This window comes from Streptomyces sp. NPDC096205 (assembly GCF_044763135.1).
In the GTDB taxonomy this organism is placed as follows: Bacteria; Actinomycetota; Actinomycetes; order Streptomycetales; family Streptomycetaceae; genus Streptomyces.
Genome location: NZ_JBIWFS010000002.1, coordinates 86023 through 110449, shown reverse-complemented (window position 1 = coordinate 110449; position 24427 = coordinate 86023). Strand labels below are relative to the sequence as shown.

The window sequence follows — 24427 nt, the reverse complement described above, 5'->3', positions numbered from 1 at the left end:
ACCTGGCATGCATAAGCCTCTGCGTCTCGCGGCCGTCGCCGCCGCCTGCGTCGTCACCGGTGCCGCCCTGTACGGCGCCGGCGCGGCCACGGCCGGCCAGTCGACCGCGAACAGCACCCACGAGCCCTACAACATCGGGCTCCTCGTCAAGGACATCGACACCTACTACGGCACCACGCTCGACGCGAACGGTGTCTACCAGGCGTCCCCCGACAGCCCGTACGCCCAGGATCTCGCGGACATCGACGCGTCCGCGATGCGGTACATCGACAAGGCGGCCCGCAAGGCCCACAAGCACGGCGAGCGGCCCGCGGTCGTCTTCGACATCGACGACACGCTGCTGCTCAGCCTCGACTACGAGAAGAAGACCAACTACACGTACAACTCCGCCACCTGGGCCGACTACGTGAACCGGGCCGACCGCCCGGCCGTCTTCGGCAGCCCCGAGCTGGTGCGGTACGCGCAGTCCAAGGGCGTCGAGGTCTTCTACAACTCCGGGCTGAGCGAGTCCCAGCGCGCCGCCGCCACCGAGAACCTGAAGAAGGTCGGCGCCGATGTGAACCTCGACGCCGACCACATGTTCCTCAAGGACAAGGCGAACCCGCCGGCCTACCTGAGCGCGTGCGCCACGCCGGGCACCTGGAACTGCACGACCGTTCAGTACAAGTCCGGCACCCGCCGGCACATCGAGGACGACCTCGGGTACGAGATCGTCGCCAACTTCGGCGACCAGTACAGCGACCTCGAGGGTGGCTACGCCGACCGGACCTACAAGCTGCCGAACCCGACGTACTTCGTCAGCTGAGCGCCTTCACCGGCTCGACCGACTCAAGGGTCGGCACGACCGGCTGAAGGGTACCGTCCGCGGCGAACCACAGCCGGTCGATCGTCGTCTCGCGGTGCGTGCCGTCCCCGCCGGGGCGGCCCGGACCGTTCAGCGCGAACCGGTGGTAGACGATGTACCAGTCGTCGGTGCCGGGCGTGTTCACCACCGAGTGGTGGCCCGTGCCGAGGATGCCGTACTCGGGCCGCTTCGACAGGATCGTGCCCCGCTCGGTCCACGGGCCGAGCGGGGTCGGGCCGGTGGCGTAGGCGACGTGGTAGTCCGGGCTGCGGGTGTCGTCCTCGGACCACATGAAGTAGTACGTCCCCTGCCGCTTCACCACGAACGAGCCTTCGCGGAAGTTCGCCGGGGTGATGTCCTTCACCTGCGCGGCGTCGAAGGAGACCATGTCGTCGGCCAGCGGGACGACGTAGCCGCGGCTGTTGCCCCAGTACAGGTACGAGGTGCCGTCGTCGTCCGTGAACACGGCCGGGTCGATCATCTGGCCGGTGAACCGGCCCTTCGCCACGAGAGGTTCGCCGAGCGCGTCGGTGAAGGGGCCGGCGGGTGAGTCGGCGACCGCGACGCCGATCTGCTGCTCGGCGCAGAAGTAGAGGTAGTACCGGCCGTCCTTCTCGGCGATCGCCGGAGCCCACGCGTTCTTGTCCGCCCAGGCCACGTCCGGGCCCAGGTCGAGGACGACGCCGTGGTCCTTCCAGTGGACCAGGTCCTTGGAGGAGTAGGCCTTGAAGCGGGTGCCGCTCCAGCCGGGGAAGCCGTCCGTGGTGGGGTAGATCCAGTACTCGCCGTCCAGATAGCGCACATCGGGGTCGGCGGTGAGGCCCGGCAGGACGGGGCTGCGGGTGGGCACCGCCTCGACCGTCCAGGTGCGGCGCGTGCCGTCCGCCGCCGTCACCGTGTACGTCCGCGGTGTGCGGAAGTCGCGCCGCGTGCCCGACGGCGGACTGAGGGTCGCGCCCGCGGCGACGGCGAACTCGGGGGCCAGAGCGGCTCGTTGGGCGTGCGGGGCCATCGGCAGAACCACCTTCGAGGCGGCCTCGGTGACGATCGCGTACCCCCGCTGTCCCTTCGCGGTGACGTCCACGACCGAGGCCGGCGTCGCCGGGTAGGCGGCCAGCAGACGGTCGTACTCCTCCTGCGTCACCGGCAGGACGGTGCCGTGACGGGGGCTCGCCGGGAGCTGGTAGTTCTCCGACATGGTCCACTCGCCCGAGTCGAGGTCGGTCGTCTCGAAGGGGACGTAGCCGCGGCCGCCGTACTCGTCGATGAACAGGTACCACTTGTCCTCGGTGTTCGACTTGAACACCGTCGGCCCCTCGCCGCGGCTGATCGCGCCGCTGCCGATGCAGTCCGCCACGAAGTCGTACTTCGTCGCAGTCAGCGTCGTCGACTTCTCCGCGGTGATGAACTTGGAGCAGGGGCTGGAACTGCTCGGGTCGCGTTCGTCCTTGGTGTAGCGGTGGTACGTGCCCTCGTGCTCCACCACCGTGGAGTCGATCACCGAGTAGCCGGGGTCGTTCCAGATCTTCGGCTCGCTGAAGGTGCGGAAGTCGTCGGTGGTGGCGTACAGCATCTTGTTGTACGTCGAGCCGGTGTGCTCCGGGTCGTCGGCCGCGTACAGCTTCGACGCCCAGAAGACGACGTACGTGCCGAGCGTGTCGTCCCAGTAGGCCTCCGGCGCCCAGGTGTTGCCCGCGTTGTCGGGGGAGACCCTCACCAGCCGCTGGTCGGTCCAGTGGACCAGGTCGGTGGACTCCCAGACCATGATCGACCTGCTGCCGTGCCGCTGGACCTGGTCCCAACTGCCGCTGGAGCCGCGGTACATGCGCAGGTCGGTGGCGATCAGAAAGAACTTGTCGCCCCCGGGGGAGCGGATGACGAACGGGTCGCGCAGGCCCTTCTCGCCGATGGTCGAGGTCAGCACCGGCTTCCCGGCGTTCAGTTCGCGCCAGTGCAGCGGGTCGTTGCCGCGGCTGAGGGCGTAGCGGATCTGCTCGCCGTCGGCGGTGCCCTCGCCGGTGAAGTAGGCGAACAGGTAGCCGGCGTAGTGGGGTTGCTTCACGGGTGGAGCTCCTGGGGCTGCGGTGCCGGGCGGGGCGGACATCAGCGAGAGGAGGAGGGCCAGTAGGGGGAGCACGAGCCTGCCGGGGTGCATGGCACATCCTGTGAGAGTCTGGGGGATTCTGTTGAATGGCGTGCCTTCGGAGTGTCACCAGTGGGGGACAGCGGGTCAATCGGTGCGGGCGGGCTCAGCGGAAGCGAAAGTTTCGGTGGTTTTCGTGCGGTGACGGCAACCTCATGCCGCACGGCGGCGACCCGCTGACGTAAGACCCCACGCATCCCCCAGGAAAGGAACGCCCCAGTGCGTCAGAGCACCGGACGCCACCGCAGGGCCCGCACCCTCTCGATCGCCGCGGCCGTCTCCCTCGCCGCGGGCGCGGGCGGCGTCTGCCTCGGCCTGTCGAACGGCGGCGCCGAGGCCGCCTCCTCCACGGTGACCGTCTCCTCCACCGCCCAGCTGGAGGCAGCGGTGAGGAGCGCCACCGCCGGCACGGTCATCCAGGTCCGCGGCGGCACCTACCGGCCCACCGCCACCCTGAAGTCCACCGCGAGCGGCACGGCCACCCGCCGCATCACCCTCGAGGCCTACGCCACCGAGAAGGTCCGCATCGACGGCTCCGGGCTGCCCGCAGGCTCCTGGCTCGCCGGCATCCACGGCAGCTACTGGACGATCCAGAACCTCACCTTCGAAAAGGCCCCCGCCCAGGGCCTCGTCGTCACCTCCTCCACCGGGGGCGTCTTCCAGAACCTGGTCACCGCGGACAACGGCGACTCCGGCTTCACCCTGCGCGGCGACGGCACGACGGACAACCTCGTGCGGAACCTGGACAGCCACGGCAACTACGACGCCGCCGCCCACGGCCAGAACGCCGACGGCATCGCCATCAAGTTCGGCTCCGGCACCGGCAACGTCCTCGACGGCGCCCGCCTCTACGACAACGCGGACGACGGGCTGGACCTCTGGCAGTTCTCCTCGCCGGTCACCGTCAAGAACTCCTGGGCGTTCGGCAACGGCGAGAACCGCTGGAACGACCCCGCCTTCGAGGGCAACGGCAACGGCTTCAAGCTCGGTGGCGGCGGCGTCTCCGTGGCCCACCGGGTCCGCAACAACGCCGCCTGGGACAACGCCCTGCACGGCTTCACCGAGAACTCCAACACCGGTGCCGTCGTGCTCTACCGCAACACCGCCTACGCCAACACCGAGGACGGCTTCTACTTCGCCACCGGCCGGGCCCGCCTCGCCCGCAACCTCGCGGTCGGCAACGGCGACGGCAGGGCCAGGCTCGGGCGGGCCACCGTGTCCGCGGCCAACAACTGGGACGCGGGGGTGGCGACTCCGGCGTTCGTCTCCATCAGCGCGGCCGGTGCGTACGGTCCTCGGGGCGCGGGCGGCTCGCTGCCCGCGACACCCTTCCTGACGACGGGCTCCACGGCCATCGGCGCGACCATGAAGTGACCTTCAGGAACCTTCAGGACAAGGGAGACGCCCCCGCCGATCGTCATCGGCGGGGGCGTTCCGTGTCCGGGCGCGATGGGGGTCGCGGCCCGGAGGCCGGCCGGGGGGCGGCCGGCAGCTCAGGCGATCACTCGTACGAGAGATCCGAGGCGGTGTACCGGCAGTTCGTGCCGTCGGGACCGGTGCCCAGCTCCTTCGGCTCTGCGCCGGTGTTGTTGCCCTGGAAGCGGGTGCACGGCTTGATCTTCTTGCCGCTGTCGCCGTGGATGCGCACCTTGCGCAGGGCCGCGGTGTCGCCGTAGTTGGCGTTGATGCCGACGATCGACTTGCCCGGCGCGGTCACGTCCACGTCGGTGATGATCACCTGGCGGTTCTTGTACTGCGTCTTGCAGTTACCGCAGGTGCGCACCAGCTTGCCGAAGTCCGACACCTGGAACTTGGTGACGACCAGCTTGCCCGCGCCGTTGAACTGGAACACCTTGTCGTCCGCGTGCCGCGCGCCGCCGCCGTACACCGTGTACACGGCCGACGCCGACTTGCCCTTGAAGGTGGCGGCGTCCTCGCCGACGTCCTCCCACCAGACGTTCTGCAGCGTGCAGCTGCCCAGGCAGTGGATGCCGTCGGCGGCCGGGGCGCCCAGGATGACGTTCTTCAGGACGGCGCCGTCCTCCAGCTGGAAGACCGGGTCCTGGTCCTCGTCCTGGCTGTCGCCGCCGAGGGCGCCACTGCCGTAGAAGCGCTGGTACTTGCCGTCGTAGCTGCCCGACACCTTGATGGTGCTGGTGACGGCCTTCTTGCCGGTGGCCGTCGGCCAGGAGGACGCGGCGCCGGCCGAGGACAGCATCGTCGTGGTGACGACGGCCGCCGCGGTGATGCCGAGGGCGGCGGCGCCGCCGATGACCGCCCGCCGCCGGGTGACGCGGCGACGGTGACGGACACGCTGTTCGGGTCGTGCTGTCATACGCATTCCTTGCGTGGTGGGGGATCCTTGCGTCTCCTTGTCGCCACCGGCAGGGAAGGGGTTGCCGCGTCTCCCGAGATTTTTTGCCGAGTCCCCCTTTACGAGTCCCCCTTTACAGGTCCCCTTTTACGAGTCCCCCTTCACGAGTCCCCGTCGGACGCCGTGTCGTTGTCGCCGTGGGGCGCGAAGCCGCCCGCCACGGACAGCTCCTGGCCGTCCGCCGTCGCGGTCGCCGCGTACCGGTCGTCCTTCGCGTCCCGGCCGCCGCGCTCGTGGTCGTACTGCCCGGCGAACACCCACTCGCCCGCCGGGACCGTACGGCCCTCCTTGAGCGTCCATGTGTAGACCAGGAAGCCGTCCCGCTCCTCGGCCGTGAAGGCGAAGTCGTCCTCCGGCAGCGAGCGCCAGGCGCCCGTGGAGGACACCCCGCCGGTCTGCGCCACCTCCAACCGCACGGTGAGCGCGGTGAGTTCCTCGGTCGTCTTCAGCGTGATGTTGCTCTGCGCCCAGAAGTCGTTGCTGTGCGGGTCCACCGAGCCGTCCGACCACAGCGGGCCGTCCTGCTCACCGGAGGCGGGCGGCGCGGACGAGACCGGTGCCGTCGGGGTCGGTGACGGGGATGCGCTGCCGGGCCGGTCGGACGGCCGCGAGGGCCGGCTCGAGGTGTCCTTGGGGCTCGGTGTCGGGTCCGCGGGGAAGGCGGGCGGCCGGCTCGTCGCGTCCGGCGACGGCGTGGGCGTCGCCGACTCGGCGACCGTGCGCTGCGGCGGGGCCGGCTCCTCCTTCACGGCCGAGGCGACCGCATAGCCGCCGACCGCCAGGACACCCGCGACCGCGGCCGTGGCGCCCGCGACCCGCAGCCAGCCGAACACCGGCTGCCGCCGGGACCGGTGGTCCGCCCGGGTCTGCTCGGACATGCCGCGCTCGATCCTGGCCAGGATGCGCGCGCGGTCCGGCTGATGCGCCTCGGCCGCCTCGCGCAGCCGGGCGCGCAGCTCGTCGTGCACGTCCCGCGTCATCGGTTCCTTCCTCCGGCCTCGCCGCTGCGCGCCATCGCCGCTTGCACCTGCCGCGGCGCTCCCTGTGCCCCGAGCAGCCGCTGCAGCTCGGCCATGCCCTTCGAGGTCTGGCTCTTCACCGTACCCACCGTCACACCCAGGGCCAGCGCGGTGTCCTTCTCCGACAGGTCGAAGGCGTGCCGCAGCACCACACAGGCCCGCTTGCGGAACGGCAGCCGGCGCAGCGCGGCCTGCACGTCGACCGCGCCGGCGACGTCCGGGTTCTCGGTCCTCTCCTCGCCGCGCGGCCAGAAAAGGGCGATCCGCCGCCGCTCGCGCACCGCGCTGCGGATACGGGTGCGGGCCAGGTTGGCGACCACACCGCGCGCGTACGCCACCGGATGGTCGGCCGCGCGCACCCGGTCCCAGCGGTGCCACAGCGCGAGCAGCGCGTCCGCCGCCAGGTCGTCGGCCGCGTCCGGCTCGCCGGTCAACAGGTGGGCGAGGCGGGCGAGTTCGGCGTAATGGCGCTCGAAGAAGGCATGGAACTCCACGGAGGCGGCGTCGTCGACGACTGTGCCCACGGGCTGTTTCTCCTCGCTGTGGTTCCCCAGGCGTCGAACAGCCGTACGCCGGGACGAGATCCGGCACTGTATCAGCGATCCGTACGGGTCTTCGAACGCGGTATGGCATCCCGAACCCGATTCCGTAACACGGGGAAAACCTGAAACCGGTTCGACGGGGGAACAATCCAGCCAGCATCCGCACACGATCAAGCAGGCGCCGAGGAGTTGTCCGCCATGTTCGACAGGTATTTCCGGATCTCCGAGCGGGGATCCACCATCAGCCGGGAGATACGCGGCGGTTTCGCCACGTTCTTCACCATGGCCTACATCCTCGTCCTGAACCCGATCATCCTGGGCAGCGCCAAGGACCGGTACGGCGAGGCGCTCGACCCGGTCCAACTCACCACCGCCACGGCCCTGGTGGCGGCCGTGATGACGGTCATCATGGGCGTCGGCGGCAATCTGCCGCTCGCGCTCGCCGCCGGGCTCGGCCTCAACGCCGTGGTCGCCTTCCAGATCGCCCCGCTGATGAGCTGGGACGACGCGATGGGCTTGATCGTCCTCGAAGGCCTGCTGATCTGCCTGCTGGTGGTGACCGGGCTGCGCGAGGCCGTCATGCACGCCATCCCGCAGCCGCTGAAGCAGGCGATCAGCGTCGGCATCGGCCTGTTCATCGCGTTCATCGGCTTCGTCGACGCCGGGTTCGTCAGCCGCATCCCGGACGCCGCGAACACCACCGTGCCGGTGCAGTTGGGCGGCACCGGCACCCTGGCCGGCTGGCCGATCCTCGTCTTCTGCCTCGGCGTGCTGCTGACCGTCGCCCTGCTGGCCCGCAAGGTCAAGGGCGCGATCCTCATCAGCATCGTGACGACGACGCTGGTCGCGATGGCGATCAACGCCGCCGCGGACGTGCAGAGCTGGGGCCTGACCACCCCGGAGTGGCCCGACAAGGTCGTCGACACCCCGGACTTCGGGCTGCTCGGTCAGTTCAGCCTGTTCGGCGCCTTCGACGAGCCCGGCGTCGGCGTCATCACGGTCGTCCTGCTGATCTTCACCCTGATCCTGTCCGACTTCTTCGACACCATGGGCACAGTCGTCGGCGTCAGCGCCGAGGCGGGCCTGCTGGACGAGGAGGGCAAGGTCCCGAACCTCGGGCGGGTGCTGCTCATCGACGGCGCCGCGGCCGTCGCGGGCGGCGCCTCCTCGGCCTCCTCCGCCACCTCCTACATCGAGTCGGCGGCCGGCGTCGGCGAGGGCGCGCGCACCGGCTTCGCCAACCTCGTCACCGGCGGCCTGTTCGCCCTCGCCCTGCTGTTCACCCCGCTGCTCACCATCGTCCCCCTCCAGGCGGCCGCCCCTGCCCTGGTCGCCGTCGGGTTCCTGATGATGACCCAGGTCAAGTACATCGACTGGGACCGGTTCGACATCGCCATCCCGGCCTTCCTCACCATCGCCGTGATGCCGTTCACCTACTCCATCACCAACGGCATCGGCGCCGGCTTCCTGGCCTACGTCGTCATCAAGACGGCCCTGGGCAAGGCCAAGGAGGTCCACTGGCTGCTGTGGGGCGCCTCGGCCCTGTTCCTGGTGTACTTCGCGATCGACCCGGTCAAGCAGCTGCTCGCCTGAGGCCTGATCCGGAAGAAAGGCCCTAGTCCGCCAGCGCGGCCTCCATCACGGCCTTGGCGACCGGCGCGGCCAGGCCGTTGCCGCTCACCTCGGAGCGAGCCGCGTCGGACTGCTCCACGATCACCGCGACAGCGACCTGCTTGCCGGTCGAGTCGGACGTGCCGTACGAGGTGAACCAGGCGTACGGCGTCTTGGAGTTGTTCGTGCCGTGCTGGGCGGTGCCCGTCTTGCCGCCCACCGTGACGCCGTCGATCTGCGCGTTCGTCCCCGTGCCCTCCTCCACGACCGTCTGCATCGCCGACCGCAACTGCTCGGCCGTGGAGGAGCTGACTATGCGCGTGCCGGAGGCGTTGTCGTCGTAGTCCTCCAGCACATCACCGTCGCTGTCGGTGATCCGCGACACCATGTGCGGCGAGACCAGCTCACCGCCGTTGGCTATCGCCGCCGACACCATGGCGATCTGCAGCGGCGTCGCGGTGACGTCGAACTGGCCGATGCCGGACAGCGCGGTCTGCGCCTTGTCCATGTCCTTCGGGTACACGCTCTCGTAGGCGCGCACCGGCACGTCCTGCTCGTCGTCGTTGAAGCCGAACTTCTCCGCCATCGCCCGGACCTTGTCCTGGCCGAGGTCGACGGCCATCTTGCCGAAGACGTTGTTGCAGGAGTACTGGAGCGCCACGCGTATGGAGGCGTTCTCGCAGGGTGCGGAGGGGTTCTCGTTGCTCAGGTCCCGGTCCGACTGGGGCAGCGGGTACGGGTCGGGGCTGACGGTCCTGTCGTCGACCGAGGAGTACAGCCCGTCCTCCAGCGCCGCCGCGGCCACGACCAGCTTGAAGGTGGAGCCCGGCGGCAGCGGCTGGCGCAGCGCGCGGTTGGTCATCGGCTTGTCGGCGTCCTTCTGCAGCCGCGTCCAGACGTCGGAGTCACCGGTGGCCAGGTCCGCGGGGTCGTACGACGGGGTCGAGACGACCGCGAGGATCCGGCCGGTCTCCGGGTCGATGGCGACAGCGGCGCCCTTCTTGTCGCCGAGGGCCTCGTACGCCGCCTTCTGCACGTCCGGGTCGATCGTGGTGAGCACATCGCCCGGGTCGGCGCGCTTGCCGGTGACCGTGTCCATCACGGTCTGCAGCCGGGTGTCGGTGCCGTCCAGCAGGTCCTGGTAGACGCCCTCCAGCTGGGTGGCGCCGAAGACCTGCGAGCTGTAGCCGGTCACGGCCGCGTACAGCTCGCCGTCGGTGTACGTGCGCTTGTATCTGAGGTCGCCGCTCGTCGTCCGGGCCGAGCCGGTGACCGCCTCTCCGCCCACCACGATGTTGCCGAGCGGCTCGCTGTACAGCGCGATCGCGTTCCGCCGGTTGTCCTTGTCCTCTGCCAGCGCCCTGCCCTCGTAGAACTGCACCCAGGTCGCCCTGACCAGCAGAGCGAACACCAGCAGCAGCGTGAAGACCGACGCGCGCCTGATCGTCTTGTTCATCCCGATCACTAGACGAACGACTCCGACCGGATCGTTCCCTTCCGCCCGCTTTTCTCATGCGCCTCTCATGCGCAGGGCTCGTGTCCGGGTCAGGAGGAGCCCTTCAGGAACCCCGCCTCGTACGCCGCGATCACCGCCTGCGTGCGGTCCCGGGTCCCGGTCTTCGCCAGCACCGCCGCCACATGCGACTTCACCGTCGCGGCGCCCACCTCCATGCGCCGGGCGATCTCCGCATTGGTCAGCCCGGCCGCCATCAGCCGCAGCACCTCGCTCTCCCGGCCGGTGAGCCGCCCCACCCACGCCGGAGGCGCCGCGGTCGCCCGGCCGTGCTCCACCGCGAGGGCCCGTACCGCCGCGGGGAAGAGCAGGGTGTCGGTGTGCGCGACCAGCCGCACCGCCTGCACCAGCGCGTCCGCCTCCGCCCGCTTGAGCAGGAACCCGGCGGCTCCGGCGCGCAGCGCGTCGTACACGTACGAGTCGTTCTCGAAGGTGGTGACGACGACGATGCGCGGCGGCTCCTGCATCGTGGCGAGGATCTGCTCGGTGGCCCGGATGCCGTCCGTCCCGGGCATCCGGACGTCCATCAGGACCACGTCGGGCCGCGCCTCCCGCACCACGGACACCGCCTCGGCGCCGGTCGCGGCCTCGCCGACCACCTCGCACCCCGGTTCGGCGGACAGGATGGCGCGCAGCGCGGTGCGCACCATGCGCTCGTCGTCGGCGAGGACGATCCGGATCGGGCGGTCGGTCATGCGCTTCCCTCCGACGGTGCTGACGGTGACTGTCCTGACTGGACTGGCGGTGCGGACTGCGACGGCTGTGCTGTCAGCGGCAGCCGCACCCGCAGCCGCCACGTTCCCTCCACGGCCCCCGCCTCGGCCGTCCCGCCCAGCAGCCGGGCGCGGTCGGCGATGCCGCGCAGCCCGTGTCCGCCGCCGGGCCGGCAGGGGGTGGCGGCGCCGGTCACCGGGTTCTCCACGGTGATCTCCAGGCCGCCGTCGGCGACGGCGAGCCGCAGCCCGACCGGCACCTCGCCGCCCGCGTGCCGCAGCGCGTTGCTCAGCCCCTCCTGCACGATGCGGTAGGCCTCCCGGGACACCATCGGCGGTACGGCGGCGGGGTCCGCGGCGATGTCGGCGGTGAGCTCGGTGCCGCCCGCGCGGGTGCGGCGCAGCAGGCCCTCCAGGTCGTCGGCGAGGGTCGGCGCCGGGGCCGTGCCGGGGGCGTCGCCGGCCCGCAGCACGCCCAGGACGGCGTCCAGTTCACCGACCGTGCGCCGGGTGGTGTCCTCGATCGCGGCGAGCGCCTCACGCACGAACTCCGGGTCGCTGTCCAGCACCCGGCGGGCCGCGCTCGCCTGGAGGGTGACCGCGCTGAGGGCGTGGCCGACGGAGTCGTGCAGCTCGCGCGCGAGCCGGTTGCGCACGGCCAGGTCGGCGGCGCGCGCCTCGGCCGCCGCGAGCCGGTCCTCGGGGCCGGGCCCGAGCAGCACCGGCGCCCACCGGGCGAGCAGCGCCCCGCACCCGGCGGCGACCGCGGCCAGCGCCACCAGCACGGCCACACCGGCCGGCGCGGACAGCGCCAGCACCCAAGGGCTGCCGAAGACTTCGGGCATCCCCATGCGGCTGCCCGTGAGCCCCGCCACGACCGGCAGCGCGATCAGCACCACCGCCAGCGGCGGCACGGCCAGCGACATCCCGGACACGATCCCGCCGAGCCCCAGATGCAGCGTGAACCACGCGGCCGTCCGCCGCTTCGCCGCCCGGCTGCGCGCGGGCCCGTACGCCAGCGAGTCCGCGTCGACGCCGCACAGCGCGCGCACCGCCCCCGACTCCAGGGTCCGGGTCAGCGGGAACAGCGAGGTGACGGCCGCCAGCGGCAACCCGACCGCGAACGAGACGAGTTGCCAGACGAAGTCGTAGAAGACGTACCGCGCGTCCATGGCCGGGCCCACGATCAGCTGGCCGACGAAGACGTACGGCATGGCGAGCGCGCCGCCGAGGATCAGATGGATCCACCGCCGGCGCGCCCGCCGCCCGAACAGCGTCCGGACGAACGCGCTCACGCCGCAAGGCGGTTCGCGGCCGCCGAGCGTGAGACGAGGAAGCGGACGACCAGGCCCGCGACGAGTATGCCGGTGATCATCTGGCCAGCGTAGGCGAGGACCATCAGTGTCGTGGGCCGATGGTCGGCATCGTCCAGGGAGAGCAGCGAGGCCACCGAAAGCCACAGCGCCCAGCAGGCCGTCGCCGCGGACCCCACCGAGGCCAGCGCGAGCGGCACCTTGACGGGCAGGGCACGCCCGCGCCGGAAGGCGAGCAGCAGGCCGCCCGCGACGGCGACGGCGAGGAAAGCGGCGTCCTGGACCTGAAGGACGTAGAAATCGCTGGTCCGGTCGGCGATCCGGCCCGCGTTGAGCCCGGTCGTGCTGCCGCTCGCCCACAGCAGGTGCGCGGTCAGCGGCAGCAGCGCCAGGACGGCGGCCAGGGCGGCGACGACCCGCTGTCCGGTGCCGGTGAGCGCGCGCGGCAGGTCCCAGACGCGCCCCTGCCACAGATGACCCCAGCGGTCTCGGGCGTAGAGCACGAACAGCGTCCCGAGAGCGAGGCCCTGCACGATGAACCCGGTGTAGACGACGCCGAACACCCACTCGTCGAGGAACGGTTCCCGTCCGCCGTCGGCACTGCGCACGGTCCCGCCGAGCGCCTTCACCGCGAGCTGCACCGGGAAGCCGGTCATGATCGGGGTCAGCAGCCCGGCCGCTCCCCACATGGGCAGCACCAGCAGCCACGCCGGCACCCGCAGGCCCCACGGCCGGGTCAGCAGGAGCGTCAGCACGATCACCATCGCGTCCATCAGCACGGTGACGCCGTTGGCGACGGCCATCTCGGCCCGGTGCTCGAGCAGCGAGCTGCCGTCCGGGATACCGAGATGACTCCCGGCGATCCAGGCGATCTTGAGGCTCAGATACGGGGCGCAGGCGACGAGGGCGACGGCCCGCAGCACCCTGCGGAGGCGGTCGGGTGTGGTCGGGGCGGCGGGAGTGGCGGAGGCGGGGACTGCGGGGACTGTCTGCGTCATGCCTCCACGCTCCCGCGGACACCGCACCCCGCACGTCCTGCTGCCCGACGATCCGCCTCCGCCGCACGGCGGAGAGAACCTCCCGCGGGCTCAGCCCTCCAGCACCAGCACCAACTCGTCGATCTCCGCACCCCGCGCGTTGGCGAAGCCCCGCGCCTGCGTGGTCACCCGGAACCCGCACTTCTCTAGCACGCGCACCGACCCGGAGTTGTCGGCCGCGGCACGCGCGTACAGCGGGCGCTCCGGCACCTCGGCCAGCAGCGCGCGCAGCGCGGCCGTGGCGATGCCGCGCCCCCAGTAGGCGCGGTCGATCCAGTACGTCACCTCGCGCTCGCCCGGCTCCCCGTAAACCGCCGCGCTGCCGACCACGTCACCGTCCAGCAGGACGGTCCGGTTGACGGCGTCGGAGGCGCGGATCCGTTTCCAGTGCGCGTCGAAGGCCGCCCGGTCGGCGGGGTCGGGCGGGGTGAACGCGGCCATGGTCAGGGACTCGGGGTCGTTCATCTGCCGGAAGAACACCGGCAGATCGCTGTCGTGAACGGGGCGCAGTACGACGTCCATGGGTGCGACCCTAGCCGCTCAGAGCCTCCGGGTCGCGAGGGTCAGCCGGTCGCGGGCGTCGAAGAGGGCGTCCTTCACCATCTGTTCGTGGGCGGGGGTCAGCCGGGCCACCGGCACCGAGCAGCTGATCGCGTCACGCGCCGGAGTGCGGTACGGAATCGCCACACCGAAGCAGCGCAGGCCGAGCGTGTTCTCCTCACGGTCGACCGCGTACCCCTGCTCACGGACCTGGTGCAGCTCCTCGATGAGCCGCTCCCGGTCGGTGATGGTGTTCTCGGTCAGCGCCGGCAGCGTCTCCGGCAGCATCTTGCGCACCTGCTCGTCCGAGAACGTGCTCAGCAGCGCCTTGCCCAGCGACGTGGAGTGCGCGGGCAGCCGCCGCCCGACCCGGGTGAAGGGGCGCAGATAGTGCTGCGACTGGCGGGTGGCGAGATAGACGACGTTGGTGCCGTCCAGGCGGGCCAGGTGGATCGTCTCGGTGGTGTCGTCCGAGAGCCGGTCCAGCGTGGGCCGGGCCACCGCGACCACCTCGTCGCCGTCGATGTACGAGGTGCCGACCAGCAGCGCCCGTACGCCGATGCCGTACCGCGTGCCGGTCGCGTCCGTCTCCACCCAGCCGAGCTCCACCAGGGTGCGCAGCAGCATGTACAGACTGGACTTGGGATAGCCGACGGCCTCCTGGACCGCCGCGAGGGAATGCATGCCGGGGCGTCCGGCGAAGTACTCGAGCAGTTCGACCGTCCGTACAGCGGACTTGACCTGCGCTCCGCCCCCCGTCTCGCCTGCCGACATGTCGCCCTGGACCCCTTCATTCGACGAGAAGCTGAGGATAGAGTCTCCGACGAACGTTCATCACCAGAGACGGTGTTCAGTATATCGAACGACCTGGTGATTCACCCAGTGAATACGTGGAGGGATCTGCGGTGGCAGCAGCACCAGTCTGGAGTGTCGACCCCCGTACCGGGAAGCAGCGGGAACAGGTTGCGGTGGAGGCCACGGCCCAGGAGGTGGACGCCGCCGTCCGTGCCGCGCACGATGCCCGGGCCGCGCTCGCCGACCGTGCGGTCCGCTCCGCCTTCCTGCGCACGGCCGCCACCGAGCTGGAGGCGGCCAGGGACCAGCTGGTCGAGGCCGCCGACGCCGAGACCGCGCTCGGCCCGGTCCGGCTCACCGGTGAGCTCGCCCGCACCTGCTTCCAGCTGCGCGCCTTCGCGGACATCGTCGACGAGGGCGCCTTCCTGGACGTCGTCATCGACCACCCCGACGACACCGCCACCCCGCCGATCCCGGACCTGCGCCGCTACAAGGTGCCGCTGGGCGTCGTCGCCGTCTACTCCGCCTCCAACTTCCCCTTCGCCTTCTCCGTGCCCGGCGGCGACACCGCCAGCGCGCTCGCCGCGGGCTGCCCGGTCGTGGTCAAGGCCCACCCCGACCACCCGGGCCTGTCCGAGCTGGTCGCCGCCGTGCTGCGGCGGGCCGCCGCGCGGCACGACATCCCCGAGGGCGTCCTCGGCCTGGTGCACGGCTTCGAGGCCGGCGTCGAGCTGATCAAGCACCCGCTGGTCTCCGCGGCCGGCTTCACCGGTTCCGTACGAGGCGGCCGCGCGCTCTTCGACGCGGCCGCGGCCCGCCCGGTGCCGATCCCCTTCCACGGCGAGCTGGGCTCGCTGAACCCGGTCCTGATCACCGAGGCCGCCGCCGCCGAGCGCGGCGAGGCCATCGGTACGGGGCTGGCGGGCTCCATGACGCTGGGCGTCGGGCAGTTCTGCGTGAAGCCGGGGCTGGTGCTCGTGCCGAGCGGCTCCGCCGGTGACGGGCTCGTCAAGTCGCTCACCGACGCCGTCAGCGACACGGACGCCGGTGTCCTGCTGGATCACCGTATGCGGGACAACTTCGTCGCCGGCGTCGCCGAGCGGGGAGAGCTGGACGGGGTGGAGTCCCCGGTCACCCCCGGGGCGGGCGGCGAGCACACCGTCAGCGCCGGGTTCCTGACCGTCCCGGCCGAGAAGCTCACCAGTGAGGGCTCCTACGACCTGCTCCTGGAGGAGTGCTTCGGGCCGGTCACCGTCGTGGCCCGCTACGAGGACGAGGGCGAGGCCCGGCAGGTGCTGTCCCGGCTGCCGGGGAACCTCACCGCGACCGTGCATGTCTCTGCCGAGGAGGCCGCGGGGGAGGGGCGTGGGCCTGAGCTGCTCGCGGAGCTGACGCCGCTGGCGGGGCGTGTGCTGGTCAATGGCTGGCCGACCGGGGTTGCGGTGGCGCCCGCGCAGCACCATGGCGGTCCCTACCCGGCGACTACGTCCACGTCCACGTCCGTGGGTGGTACCGCGATCGAGCGGTGGCTGCGGCCGGTGGTGTATCAGGGGGCGCCGGAGGCGTTGCTGCCGGCTGAGCTGAAGGACGACAACCCGCTGGGGCTGCCTCGCAGGTTCAACGGGCGTTTGGAGCGCTGAGCGCCGTAGGGGCGCGGGTGTTTCGCGGGCATTCCGTGCGTTGTGGTTGCTCGCGCCCACGCGGCGGAGCCGCACATCGAAACAGCCCCGCGCCCCTCAAAAGGCCAACTGAGAGAATCAGGCAATGGACGTATCGCTTCCCCAACTGCCCTTCCCCCTGCGCACTTACGGGCCCGACGGGCACTGGTCGTACGACGATGGTGTGCTCAGTGGGTGGGCCGGTGCGCGGCAGGATCGGTTCGTGCCGCCCACCGGGGAGGCGTTGGACTCCGCTTCGGATGCGCCGCGGTTGCTCGGGGCGCCCGAGGGGGACTTTCAGCTGATCGCCCGGGTCACCGTGGGGTTCAACGCGGCCTTCGATGCCGGGGTGCTGTACGTGCATGTGGGGGAGCGGGCCTGGGCGAAGCTGTGCCTGGAGTACTCCCCGGATGTGCCGACGGTGTGCACGGTGGTCACCCGGGGGCACTCCGACGACGCCAACTCCTTCACGGTGGCGGGGAGTTCGGTGTGGCTCAGGGTGAGCAGGACCGGGCGGGCGTTCGCGTTCCATGCCTCGCGGGACGGGGAGCGGTGGACGTTCGTGCGGCTGTTCACGCTGGGCGGCGAGGAGGAGACGGGCGCGGCGCTGGTCGGGTTCATGGCGCAGGCGCCGCTCGGCGAGGGCTGTGTGGTGACCTACGACCACATCGAGTTCCGGCCGAGCTGGCCGGCCGACCTGCGGGACGGCAGCTGAATCCGGAACCCGGGTGGCCGGAAATGCGTCCTAGCCGGCGTGATCGTTGAGCGAGTGACCGGAAGCCGGGTGATCCGGACCGTCGTGCGGGCCGAGGCGGAGGCGGTCGCCGCGCTGCACGCCCGGGCCAGAGCGACGTACTACCCGGACGGCGTCCCGGACGACGGCACCGACTGGCGGGCCGCCTGGCTCGGTGCCATCGAGCGGCCGAACGGGCAGGTGCTGTGTGTCGTCGAGGGCGGCCGGATCGTGGGCCTCGCCTCGTTCCGCACCGTCGAGGCGGTGCCCGCCGACACCGTCGACCTGCGTCAGTTCCATGTCGACCCCGACCACTGGCGCTCCGGCATCGGCACCGCCCTGCACGCGGCCTGCCTGGAGCAGTGGCGGGCCGACGGCCGGCGCACCGCCGTACTGAGCGTGCATGTCGACAACCGCCGGGCCCAGGCCTTCTACGCCCGCCAGGGCTGGCGGCCCGACCCGGAGCGGCCCCCGGCCGAAGGTGACCATCACCTCACCCTGCGGCTGGACGTCCGCGGGGAATGAACCCCGACGGTTGAAGGTTCACGTAATAGCGGAGGAGGTCTCCGTATACGTGCCGTACGACCGAAGGAAGCCGAAGAACATGCGCGTCGAGATCTGGAGCGACATCGCCTGCCCCTGGTGCTACGTGGGCAAGGCCCGCTTCGAGAAGGCGCTGGCGGCCTTCCCGCACCGTGACCAGGTCGAGGTCGTGCACCGCTCCTTCGAGCTCGACCCCGGCCGCGCCAAGAGCGACGCCGGCCCCGTCATCCCGATGCTCGCGCAGAAGTACGGCATGAGCGAGGCGCAGGCCGAGGCCGCCGAGGACAACGTCGGCGCGCAGGCCCACGCCGAGGGCCTGGAGTACCGCACCCGCGGCCGCGACCACGGCAACACCTTCGACATGCACCGCCTGCTGCACTTCGCCAAGGAGCAGGGCCGCCAGGACGAGCTGCTCCAGCTGCTGTACCGGGCCAACTTCGCCGAGGAGCGGTCCGTGTTCACCGAGGGCGACGAGCGGCTGGTCGAGCTGGCCGTCGAGGCGGGCCTGGACGCGGGCGCCGCCCGCGAGGTGCTGGCCGACGAGGACGCCTATGCCGACGAGGTCCGAGCCGACGAGCGCGAGGCCGCCCAGCTCGGCGCGAACGGCGTGCCGTTCTTCGTCCTCGACCGCACGTACGGCGTCTCCGGCGCCCAGCCCGCCGAGGTGTTCACGCAGGCCCTCGCGCAGGCCTGGGGCGAGCGTTCCCCGCTGACCCTGATCGACCAGGCCGGCGCGGACGCATGCGGCCCCGACGGCTGCGCGGTGCCCCAGCAGAGCTGAACCGCAGGTCAGAGCCGATCTATAAGCAGTCCTTGGTGCGCGTACGGAAAAATTCGCAATGGACTGATAGGTCATGAGGGGATCACAGTGGTCCCATGGAGACCTTCGAGAGCCTCGTCCGTGCCGAGTTCTCCCCGGAGAACACCTTTCTCAACACCGCGAGCAACAGCCTGCTGCCGGCCCGCACCGTGACCGCCCTGGACGGGGCGGCGCGGATGCGGGCCAAGGGCCTGCCGCTGGGCCCGCTGTACGAGGACGTGGAGGCCGTCCGCGCCTCCTTCGCCCGGCTGACCGGAGTCCCGGTCGAGCGCGTCGCGACCGGTGGCTCGGTCGCCGAGTACGGCGGCCTGATCGCCGCTTCGCTGCCCGCCGGAGCCGAAGTCCTCACCGCCGAGGCCGACTTCGCCTCCCTGGTCAACCCCTTCCACATGCGCGGCGACCTCAAGGTGCGGGCCGTCCCGCTGGAGCGGCTCGCCGAGTCGGTCCGCCCGGAGACCGCGCTCGTCGCCTTCAGCGCCGCCCAGTCCGCCGACGGCCGGGTCGCCGATCTGGCCGGGATCCGCGAGGCGGCCCGGGCGCACGGCGCGCGCACCTATGTCGACGCCTCCCAGGCGGTCGGCTGGCTGCCGCTGGACGCGGGGGCGTACGACTACGTCGCCGTCGTCGGCTACAAGTGGCTGCTCGGCCCGCACGGCGCCGTGTTCTTCACCGTGCCCGAGGACCTCGGCGGGCTGACCCCGCTGCTCGCCGGATGGGTCGCGGGCGAGGTGCCCTTCGACAGCTGCTACGGGCCCGTCGCCGAACTCGCCCACTCCGCACGGCGCTTCGACATCGCCCCCAGCCTGTTCGGCTACGCCGGGCTGCGCGCGTCCCTCGAACTCGTCGAGCAGATCGGCGTGGACACGATCCACGCCCACGACCTCGCCCTGGCCGACCGCTTCCGCGCGGGCGTCGCCGCCCTCGGCCACGAGCCGCTGCCCTCGCCCGGGTCGGCCATCGTCTCCGTGCCCGGCCTCGACCACCTCCAGCCCCGGCTGGCGGAGGCGGGCATCCAGGTCTCCGACCGGGCCGGCAACCTGAGGGCGTCCTTCCATCTGTACAACACCGAGGCCGACGTGGACCGGCTGCTGGAGGCGCTGTCCGGCTGACGGGCCGACGCGGCGGTCAGCGGGCCTCGGCGCAGAGGTTGCCCTCGACCTTGAGGAGCAGTGCGAGGAACTGCTCCCGCTCGGTCGCGGACAGACCGGCCAGGGTGCGTTCCTCCAGGGTGCCCCAGGCCCGCTCGACCTCCGTCAGCAGCTCGGTGCTGCCCTCGGTCGCCTCCACCAGGACCGCGCGCCGGTCCGCCGGGTCGGGCAGCCGGCGGACATGCCCCGCCTGCTCCAGACGCTGGAGCATCTTGGTGATCGTGGACGGGTCGAGGTCCAGCATCCTGATCAGGTCCGACTGGCGGCTCGGCCCCTGCTCCCACAGGTGCATCATCACCAGTTCCTGGCCCGGATAGAGCCCGAGGCGGCGCAACAGCCCGGCCGCGGTCGTGCGGTGCAGCCGTGCGGCGCGGCTGATGGCGTGGCTGACCGGCCCACAGTGCGCGGCGGCGGGCAGCCGGGTACAGGCGGCCTCCTCCATGGGGCGTTCCTCCCTGATCGTCGTAGGACTCGTGACCCTACTTCCCCCGAGATTAGCTTGGCCGACCAAGCAATGGGCTGCAGTGACTCTCGGTTCAATTACTTGGCCGCCACATAATTCCGTGGCCCGGTCCCCCTATGTCTTCTCGGTAGCCACCATGACCACCGCGTTCGACGACCACCGCGTTCGACCCGATCGACCTGTCCGGCATCCGCTTGGCCAACCGCATCGTCATGGCACCGATGACCCTCCCGCACGCTCGAATCCGCTCGCGCGGGGGGACCCCCATCGCGCCGGAGCCGGCGGTGCCCCGACCGCGCTCACCGCCGAGTACTACGTCCAGCGGGCCTCCGCCGGTCTCCTCGTCACCGAGGGCGTGCAGCCCTCCGCCGTCGGACAGGGCTACCCCGACACCCCCGGCCTGCACTCGGCCGAGCAGACCGCCGCCTGGCGGGAGTTCACAGACGCGTGCATGCGGCGGGCGGCCGGATCTTCGCCCAGCTCATGCACGTCGGCCGCATCGGGCACCCCGCGCTGCTGCCCGACGGACTGCACAACGTCGCCCCCTCCGCGGTGGCGGCCGACGGCCAGGTGTACACGCACGAGGGACCCAAGGACTACGTCACCCCGCGCGAACTGACCGCCGACGAGGTCCGCAAGACCGTCGAGGACTTCACCGCCGCCGCCCGCAACGCGATCGAGGCCGGCTTCGACGGCGTCGAACTGCACGGCGCCAACGGCTACCTCATCCACCAGTTCCTCTCGCCCGACAGCAACCGGCGCACCGACGAGTGGGGCGGCCCGGCGGAGCACCGCATCCGCTTCGCCGTCGAGACCGTGCGTGCCGTCGCCGCCGCGATCGGCGCCGAGCGCACCGCCCCGCGCATCTCACCCGGAAACCCGTACGACAGCATCAGCGAGCCCGACGCCGAGACCACCTACCCCGCGCTGGTCGCCGAACTGGAGCCGCTCGGCCTGGCCTACCTCCACATCCTGGAGAGCCCCGGCCTGCGCGACCTCACCCTCGCCCTGCGCAAGCGGTTCAGCGGCACGGTCGTCCTCAACCCGGCCACCGAGGGGCCGACCGGCCCGGACGCCCTGACCCTGATCGAGGACGGCACCGCCGACCTCCTCGCCTTCGGCCGGCTCTTCCTCGCCAACCCCGACCTGCCTGCCCGCCTCCGGGCCGGCGGCCCCTTCAACGAGGCCGACCCGGCCACGTTCCACGGCGGCGACGCCAAGGGCTACACGGACTACCCGGCGCTGTGACACGGCGAGGGGGCCCGCCAAGATCGGCAGGCCCCCTTCGCGCGGTGGTTCACCGGACGGGCGTGAAGTCCCGCGCACCAATGAACTCGGGTCGCCGTACCGGCGCCGCGAACGGCTCGACCGCCGTGTTCTCCACGCTGTTGAACACGATGAAGACGTTGCTGCGCGGGAACGGGGTGATGTTGTCCCCGGAGCCGTGCATGGCGTTGCAGTCGAACCAGGTCGCCGACCCGGCGCGGCCGGTGAACAGCCGGATGCCGTGCTCGGAGGCCATGGAGGTCAGGGCCTCGTCGGACGGCGTGCCCGCGTCCTGCATCTGCAGCGACTTCTTGTAGTTGTCCTTCGGCGTCTCGCCCGCGCAGCCGAGGAACGTCTTGTGCGAGCCCGGCATGATCATGAGCCCGCCGTTGGTGGCGTAGTTCTCGGTCAGCGCGATCGAGACGGACACGGTCCGCATGTTCGGCAGGCCGTCCTCGGCGTGCCAGGTCTCGAAGTCCGAGTGCCAGTAGAAGCCACTGGCGCCGAAGCCGGGCTTGACGTTGATCCGCGACTGGTGGACGTACACGTCCGAGCCGAGGATCTGCCGGGCCCGCCCGACGACCCGCTCGTCGCGCACCAGGGACGCGAACACCTCGCTGATCCGGTGCACTTCGAAGACCGAGCGGATCTCCTTCGACTTCGACTCGACGATCGAGCGCTCGTCCGCGCGGATCGCCGGGTCGGTCACCAGCCGGTCCAGCTCCTGCTTGTAGACGGCGACCTCGTCGTCGGTGATGAGCTGGTCGATGGCGAGGAAGCCGTCGCGCTCGTACGCCTGGAGGTCGGCGGTCGCGATGGGACCGGGCGTGTCGGGGGAGCCCCACACGACGGGGTCCTGGCGCGGGACCTGCACCTCGGCGGTGCCGCGGGTGGGGTAGAGGTCGGTGACGGTGGCGGTCACTGGATCACACCTCCTCGGGTTCGGTGAGCAGGGGGTAGACGCCGTTCTCGTCGTGGTCCTCCCGTCCCGTGACGGGCGGATTGAAGACGCAGATGCAGCGGAAGTCCTCCAGGACGCGCAGCGAGTGCCGCTCATGACCGTCCAGGAGGTACATCGTGCCGGGAGTGATCGTGTACGACGTCCCGGTCTCGTGGTCGGTGAGTTCGGCCTCGCCCTCGACGCACACGACGGCCTCGACGTGGTTGGCGTACCACATCGACGTCTCCGTCCCGGCGTACAGAATCGTTTCGTGCAGGGAGAAGCCGACGCGCTCCTTGGCGAGGACGATGCGTTTGCTCTCCCAGGTCCCGGACGCGGCCTTCACATGGCGGTCGGTTCCCTCGATGTCCTTGAACGAACGGACGATCACGGTGGTGCGGTCCCTCCTGGTCAGACGGTGATGGCGGGGGCGGTCTCCCGGACGGCCCGGGCGAGGATCCTCAGGCCCTCGTCCAGCTCCTCCGGGGTGATGGTCAGAGCGGGCAGCAGCTTGACGACCTCGCTCTCGGGGCCGGACGTCTCGATGAGCAGCCCGAGTTCGAAGGCGCGGCGGGCGACCCGCTCGGCGCGCGCCTTGTCGTGGAACTCCAGGCCCCACACCAGACCGCGCCCGCGGTACTCGCGTACGTCGGCGAGGTTCTCCTCGGTGATCCCGATCAGCGCCTGCTCGACCTGCTCGCCACGCGTGCGGGTCTGCTTCTCCATGGCGGAGCCGTCGGCCCAGTAGCTCTCAAGGGCGGCCGTGGCGGTGACGAACGCCGGGTTGTTGCCTCGGAAGGTGCCGTTGTGCTCGCCCGGCTCCCACACGTCGAGCTCCGGCTTGAACAGGCACAGCGACATCGGCAGGCCGTAGCCGCTGATGGACTTGGAGACGGTGACGATGTCGGGGACGATGCCGGCCTCCTCGAAGGAGAAGAAGGCGCCGGTACGACCGCAGCCCATCTGGATGTCGTCGACGATCAGCAGCATGTCCTGCCGCTCGCACAGCTCCTTCAGGGCGCGCAGCCACTCGGGCCGGGCGACGTTGATGCCGCCCTCGCCCTGCACGGTCTCCACGATCACCGCGGCGGGCTTGTTGAGCCCGGAGCCCTGGTCCTCGAGGAGCCGCTCGAACCACAGGAAGTCGGGGACCGTGCCGTCGAAGTAGTTGTCGAACGGCATCGGCGTGCCGTGCACCAGCGGGATACCGGCCCCGGCCCGCTTGAAGGCGTTGCCGGTGACGGCCAGCGAGCCCAGCGACATGCCGTGGAAGGCGTTGGTGAACGACACGATCGCCTCGCGCCCCTTCACCTTCCGGGCCAGCTTCAGCGCCGACTCGACCGCGTTGGTGCCGGTCGGGCCCGGGAACATCACCTTGTACGGCAGGTCCCGCGGCCGCAGGATCAGGTCCTGGAAGGTCTGCAGGAAGGCGCGCTTGGCCGTCGTCGACATGTCGAGGCCGTGGGTGACGCCGTCGCGCTCCAGATAGTCGAGCAACGCCCGTTTGAGGACGGGGTTGTTGTGGCCGTAGTTCAGCGATCCGGCGCCGGCGAAGAAGTCGAGGTACTCATGGCCGTCCTCGTCGTACATACGGCTGCCGCGCGCGCGGTCGAAGACGGTGGGCCAGCCGCGGCAGTAGCTGCGCACCTCGGACTCCAGGGTCTCGAAGACGCTGAGGTCGGGCTGGGTGATGGTCACGACGATTCGCTCCTCAATGCGACGGAAGATCCGGCGGAAGGTCCGACGGAAGCCGGCTGGCTCAACGGGTCGGGAGGGTCAACGGGCCGATGCGGTACAGCACTTCGGGATCGTGCGGGCCGTCCGGGAACTGGCCCCGGTCGAACAGCACCTCCTGCTCGACACGGGCGCCGTGCCGTGCGGCGAACGAGGTGAACAGCCGCTCGGAGGCGGTGTTGCCCGGGGTGATGGTGGTCTCGACGTACACGACCGACTGCTCACCGGCGACCCGGGCCACCAGCCCGTCGAGCAGCCGCGCCGCGAGCCCGCGGCCGCGGTGGGCGCCGTCCACGGCGACCTGCCACACGAGCAGGGTCCCGGGCCGGTCCGGCCGCAGATACCCGGTCACGAACCCCACCGGCTCCCCGTCGTCCCCGCGCACCACCGCGGAGGTGCCGGCGAAGTCACGGCACCACAGCAGATAGCTGTAGGACGAGTTCAGATCGAGGTTTCCGGATTCCTTCGCGAGCCGCCAGAGCGCGGCTCCGTCGGAAACCGTGGGGCGGTCTATGTGCAGGTCTGCTGGTGCGGCAGTCATGCGGATTGAATTTAGCGACGTAAATTCAAAATTGCATCGCCGCAGGGCCTTGGGTCCGGGCCGCTTTCGTGTTATCACGCGGGCGCGAGCGCTGATGACTTTGGCCCGATATGCCCCAGGAGAAAAGGGCATATCGG

The 24427-nt window shown here is 71.0% G+C and carries 23 protein-coding genes and 1 pseudogene; 9 read left to right on the top strand and 15 right to left on the bottom strand.

What is annotated here, in order from left to right; all coding sequences use genetic code 11:
• The first annotated feature begins 7 nt into the window (after nt 1–7).
• Nucleotides 8–805, top strand: a complete 798-nt coding sequence (locus tag ACIQ6Y_RS06925) for an HAD family acid phosphatase (RefSeq protein WP_404033940.1) — start codon at nt 8–10, stop codon at nt 803–805.
• Here ACIQ6Y_RS06925 and ACIQ6Y_RS06920 read toward each other — a convergent pair.
• Nucleotides 798–2999, bottom strand: coding sequence for a family 43 glycosylhydrolase (locus ACIQ6Y_RS06920; protein WP_404033938.1), 2202 nt, complete (start codon nt 2997–2999; stop codon nt 798–800). The two genes, ACIQ6Y_RS06925 and ACIQ6Y_RS06920, sit on opposite strands and share 8 nt — an antisense overlap.
• A gap of 207 nt (nt 3000–3206) precedes the next feature.
• Here ACIQ6Y_RS06920 and ACIQ6Y_RS06915 point away from each other — a divergent pair, with 207 nt between their 5' ends.
• Nucleotides 3207–4361 (top strand): right-handed parallel beta-helix repeat-containing protein, encoded by a 1155-nt coding sequence (locus ACIQ6Y_RS06915; protein WP_404033936.1) that lies wholly within the window; start codon nt 3207–3209, stop codon nt 4359–4361.
• A 127-nt stretch (nt 4362–4488) separates the two neighbouring features.
• Here ACIQ6Y_RS06915 and ACIQ6Y_RS06910 read toward each other — a convergent pair whose 3' ends face one another.
• The 3 genes from ACIQ6Y_RS06910 to ACIQ6Y_RS06900 all read right to left on the bottom strand — a co-directional run bounded on the left by ACIQ6Y_RS06910 (nt 4489) and on the right by ACIQ6Y_RS06900 (nt 6904).
• Nucleotides 4489–5322, bottom strand: a complete 834-nt coding sequence (locus tag ACIQ6Y_RS06910) for a pectate lyase (protein WP_404033934.1) — start codon at nt 5320–5322, stop codon at nt 4489–4491.
• 140 nt (nt 5323–5462) lie between these two features.
• A complete protein-coding gene (locus ACIQ6Y_RS06905) occupies nt 5463–6341 on the bottom strand; it encodes a hypothetical protein (protein WP_404033932.1) in 879 nt (292 codons plus the stop codon).
• Nucleotides 6338–6904, bottom strand: coding sequence for a SigE family RNA polymerase sigma factor (locus tag ACIQ6Y_RS06900; protein WP_404033930.1), 567 nt, complete (start codon nt 6902–6904; stop codon nt 6338–6340). Before ACIQ6Y_RS06900 ends, ACIQ6Y_RS06905 begins: the two co-directional genes overlap by 4 nt.
• Before the next feature lie 216 nt (nt 6905–7120).
• Here ACIQ6Y_RS06900 and ACIQ6Y_RS06895 point away from each other — a divergent pair, with 216 nt between their 5' ends.
• Nucleotides 7121–8515, top strand: a complete 1395-nt coding sequence (locus tag ACIQ6Y_RS06895; protein WP_404033928.1) for an NCS2 family permease — start codon at nt 7121–7123, stop codon at nt 8513–8515.
• Between the two features lie 22 nt (nt 8516–8537).
• Here the strand turns inward: ACIQ6Y_RS06895 and ACIQ6Y_RS06890 are convergent, their stop codons facing one another.
• The 6 genes from ACIQ6Y_RS06890 to ACIQ6Y_RS06865 all read right to left on the bottom strand — a co-directional run bounded on the left by ACIQ6Y_RS06890 (nt 8538) and on the right by ACIQ6Y_RS06865 (nt 14423).
• Nucleotides 8538–9989, bottom strand: a complete 1452-nt coding sequence (locus ACIQ6Y_RS06890; RefSeq protein WP_404033926.1) for a peptidoglycan D,D-transpeptidase FtsI family protein — start codon at nt 9987–9989, stop codon at nt 8538–8540.
• A gap of 89 nt (nt 9990–10078) precedes the next feature.
• Nucleotides 10079–10741 carry a response regulator gene (locus tag ACIQ6Y_RS06885; protein WP_404033924.1) on the bottom strand — a complete coding sequence of 221 codons (663 nt, stop codon included), beginning with the start codon at nt 10739–10741 and terminating at the stop codon, nt 10079–10081.
• Nucleotides 10738–12054, bottom strand: a complete 1317-nt coding sequence (locus ACIQ6Y_RS06880) for a sensor histidine kinase (RefSeq protein ID WP_404033922.1) — start codon at nt 12052–12054, stop codon at nt 10738–10740. Before ACIQ6Y_RS06880 ends, ACIQ6Y_RS06885 begins: the two co-directional genes overlap by 4 nt.
• Nucleotides 12051–13070, bottom strand: a complete 1020-nt coding sequence (locus ACIQ6Y_RS06875; protein ID WP_404033920.1) for a hypothetical protein — start codon at nt 13068–13070, stop codon at nt 12051–12053. The genes ACIQ6Y_RS06880 and ACIQ6Y_RS06875 overlap by 4 nt, the downstream gene beginning before the upstream one ends.
• 90 nt (nt 13071–13160) lie before the next feature.
• Entirely contained in the window at nt 13161–13631 is a 471-nt protein-coding gene (locus ACIQ6Y_RS06870) for a GNAT family N-acetyltransferase (RefSeq protein ID WP_404033918.1), read from the bottom strand.
• 18 nt (nt 13632–13649) lie between these two features.
• The gene (locus ACIQ6Y_RS06865) at nt 13650–14423 is read right to left on the bottom strand and encodes an IclR family transcriptional regulator (protein ID WP_404033916.1); all 774 of its coding nucleotides are present in this window, start codon (nt 14421–14423) and stop codon (nt 13650–13652) included.
• 131 nt (nt 14424–14554) lie between these two features.
• Here ACIQ6Y_RS06865 and ACIQ6Y_RS06860 point away from each other — a divergent pair, with 131 nt between their 5' ends.
• From ACIQ6Y_RS06860 to ACIQ6Y_RS06840, 5 genes are all read left to right on the top strand, one after another.
• Nucleotides 14555–16084, top strand: a complete 1530-nt coding sequence (locus ACIQ6Y_RS06860; RefSeq protein WP_404033914.1) for an aldehyde dehydrogenase (NADP(+)) — start codon at nt 14555–14557, stop codon at nt 16082–16084.
• Between the two features lie 124 nt (nt 16085–16208).
• Complete coding sequence (locus ACIQ6Y_RS06855; RefSeq protein WP_404033912.1) at nt 16209–16817, top strand: DUF1349 domain-containing protein; 609 nt, start codon at nt 16209–16211, stop codon at nt 16815–16817.
• A gap of 39 nt (nt 16818–16856) precedes the next feature.
• Nucleotides 16857–17360 (top strand): GNAT family N-acetyltransferase, encoded by a 504-nt coding sequence (locus ACIQ6Y_RS06850; RefSeq protein ID WP_404033910.1) that lies wholly within the window; start codon nt 16857–16859, stop codon nt 17358–17360.
• Between the two features lie 79 nt (nt 17361–17439).
• The gene (locus tag ACIQ6Y_RS06845) at nt 17440–18159 is read left to right on the top strand and encodes a DsbA family oxidoreductase (RefSeq protein ID WP_404033908.1); all 720 of its coding nucleotides are present in this window, start codon (nt 17440–17442) and stop codon (nt 18157–18159) included.
• A 95-nt stretch (nt 18160–18254) separates the two neighbouring features.
• Nucleotides 18255–19307, top strand: coding sequence for an aminotransferase class V-fold PLP-dependent enzyme (locus ACIQ6Y_RS06840; protein WP_404033906.1), 1053 nt, complete (start codon nt 18255–18257; stop codon nt 19305–19307).
• A gap of 16 nt (nt 19308–19323) precedes the next feature.
• Here the strand turns inward: ACIQ6Y_RS06840 and ACIQ6Y_RS06835 are convergent, their stop codons facing one another.
• Complete coding sequence (locus ACIQ6Y_RS06835; RefSeq protein WP_404033904.1) at nt 19324–19788, bottom strand: MarR family winged helix-turn-helix transcriptional regulator; 465 nt, start codon at nt 19786–19788, stop codon at nt 19324–19326.
• Nucleotides 19789–20021: 233 nt separating this feature from the next.
• Between ACIQ6Y_RS06835 and ACIQ6Y_RS06830 the strand changes: the two are divergent.
• Nucleotides 20022–21057 (top strand): annotated as a pseudogene (locus ACIQ6Y_RS06830) (alkene reductase).
• 49 nt (nt 21058–21106) lie between these two features.
• Here the strand turns inward: ACIQ6Y_RS06830 and thpD are convergent.
• From thpD to ectA, 4 genes are all read right to left on the bottom strand, one after another.
• Nucleotides 21107–21997 carry an ectoine hydroxylase gene (thpD, locus tag ACIQ6Y_RS06825; protein ID WP_404033902.1) on the bottom strand — a complete coding sequence of 297 codons (891 nt, stop codon included), beginning with the start codon at nt 21995–21997 and terminating at the stop codon, nt 21107–21109.
• 4 nt (nt 21998–22001) lie between these two features.
• On the bottom strand, nt 22002–22406 hold the full coding sequence (locus ACIQ6Y_RS06820) for an ectoine synthase (RefSeq protein ID WP_404033900.1): 405 nt from the start codon (nt 22404–22406) through the stop codon (nt 22002–22004).
• A gap of 20 nt (nt 22407–22426) precedes the next feature.
• Entirely contained in the window at nt 22427–23713 is a 1287-nt protein-coding gene (gene ectB, locus ACIQ6Y_RS06815) for a diaminobutyrate--2-oxoglutarate transaminase (protein WP_404033898.1), read from the bottom strand.
• A 61-nt stretch (nt 23714–23774) separates the two neighbouring features.
• The gene (ectA, locus tag ACIQ6Y_RS06810) at nt 23775–24290 is read right to left on the bottom strand and encodes a diaminobutyrate acetyltransferase (RefSeq protein ID WP_404033896.1); all 516 of its coding nucleotides are present in this window, start codon (nt 24288–24290) and stop codon (nt 23775–23777) included.
• Nucleotides 24291–24427: the final 137 nt, after the last annotated feature.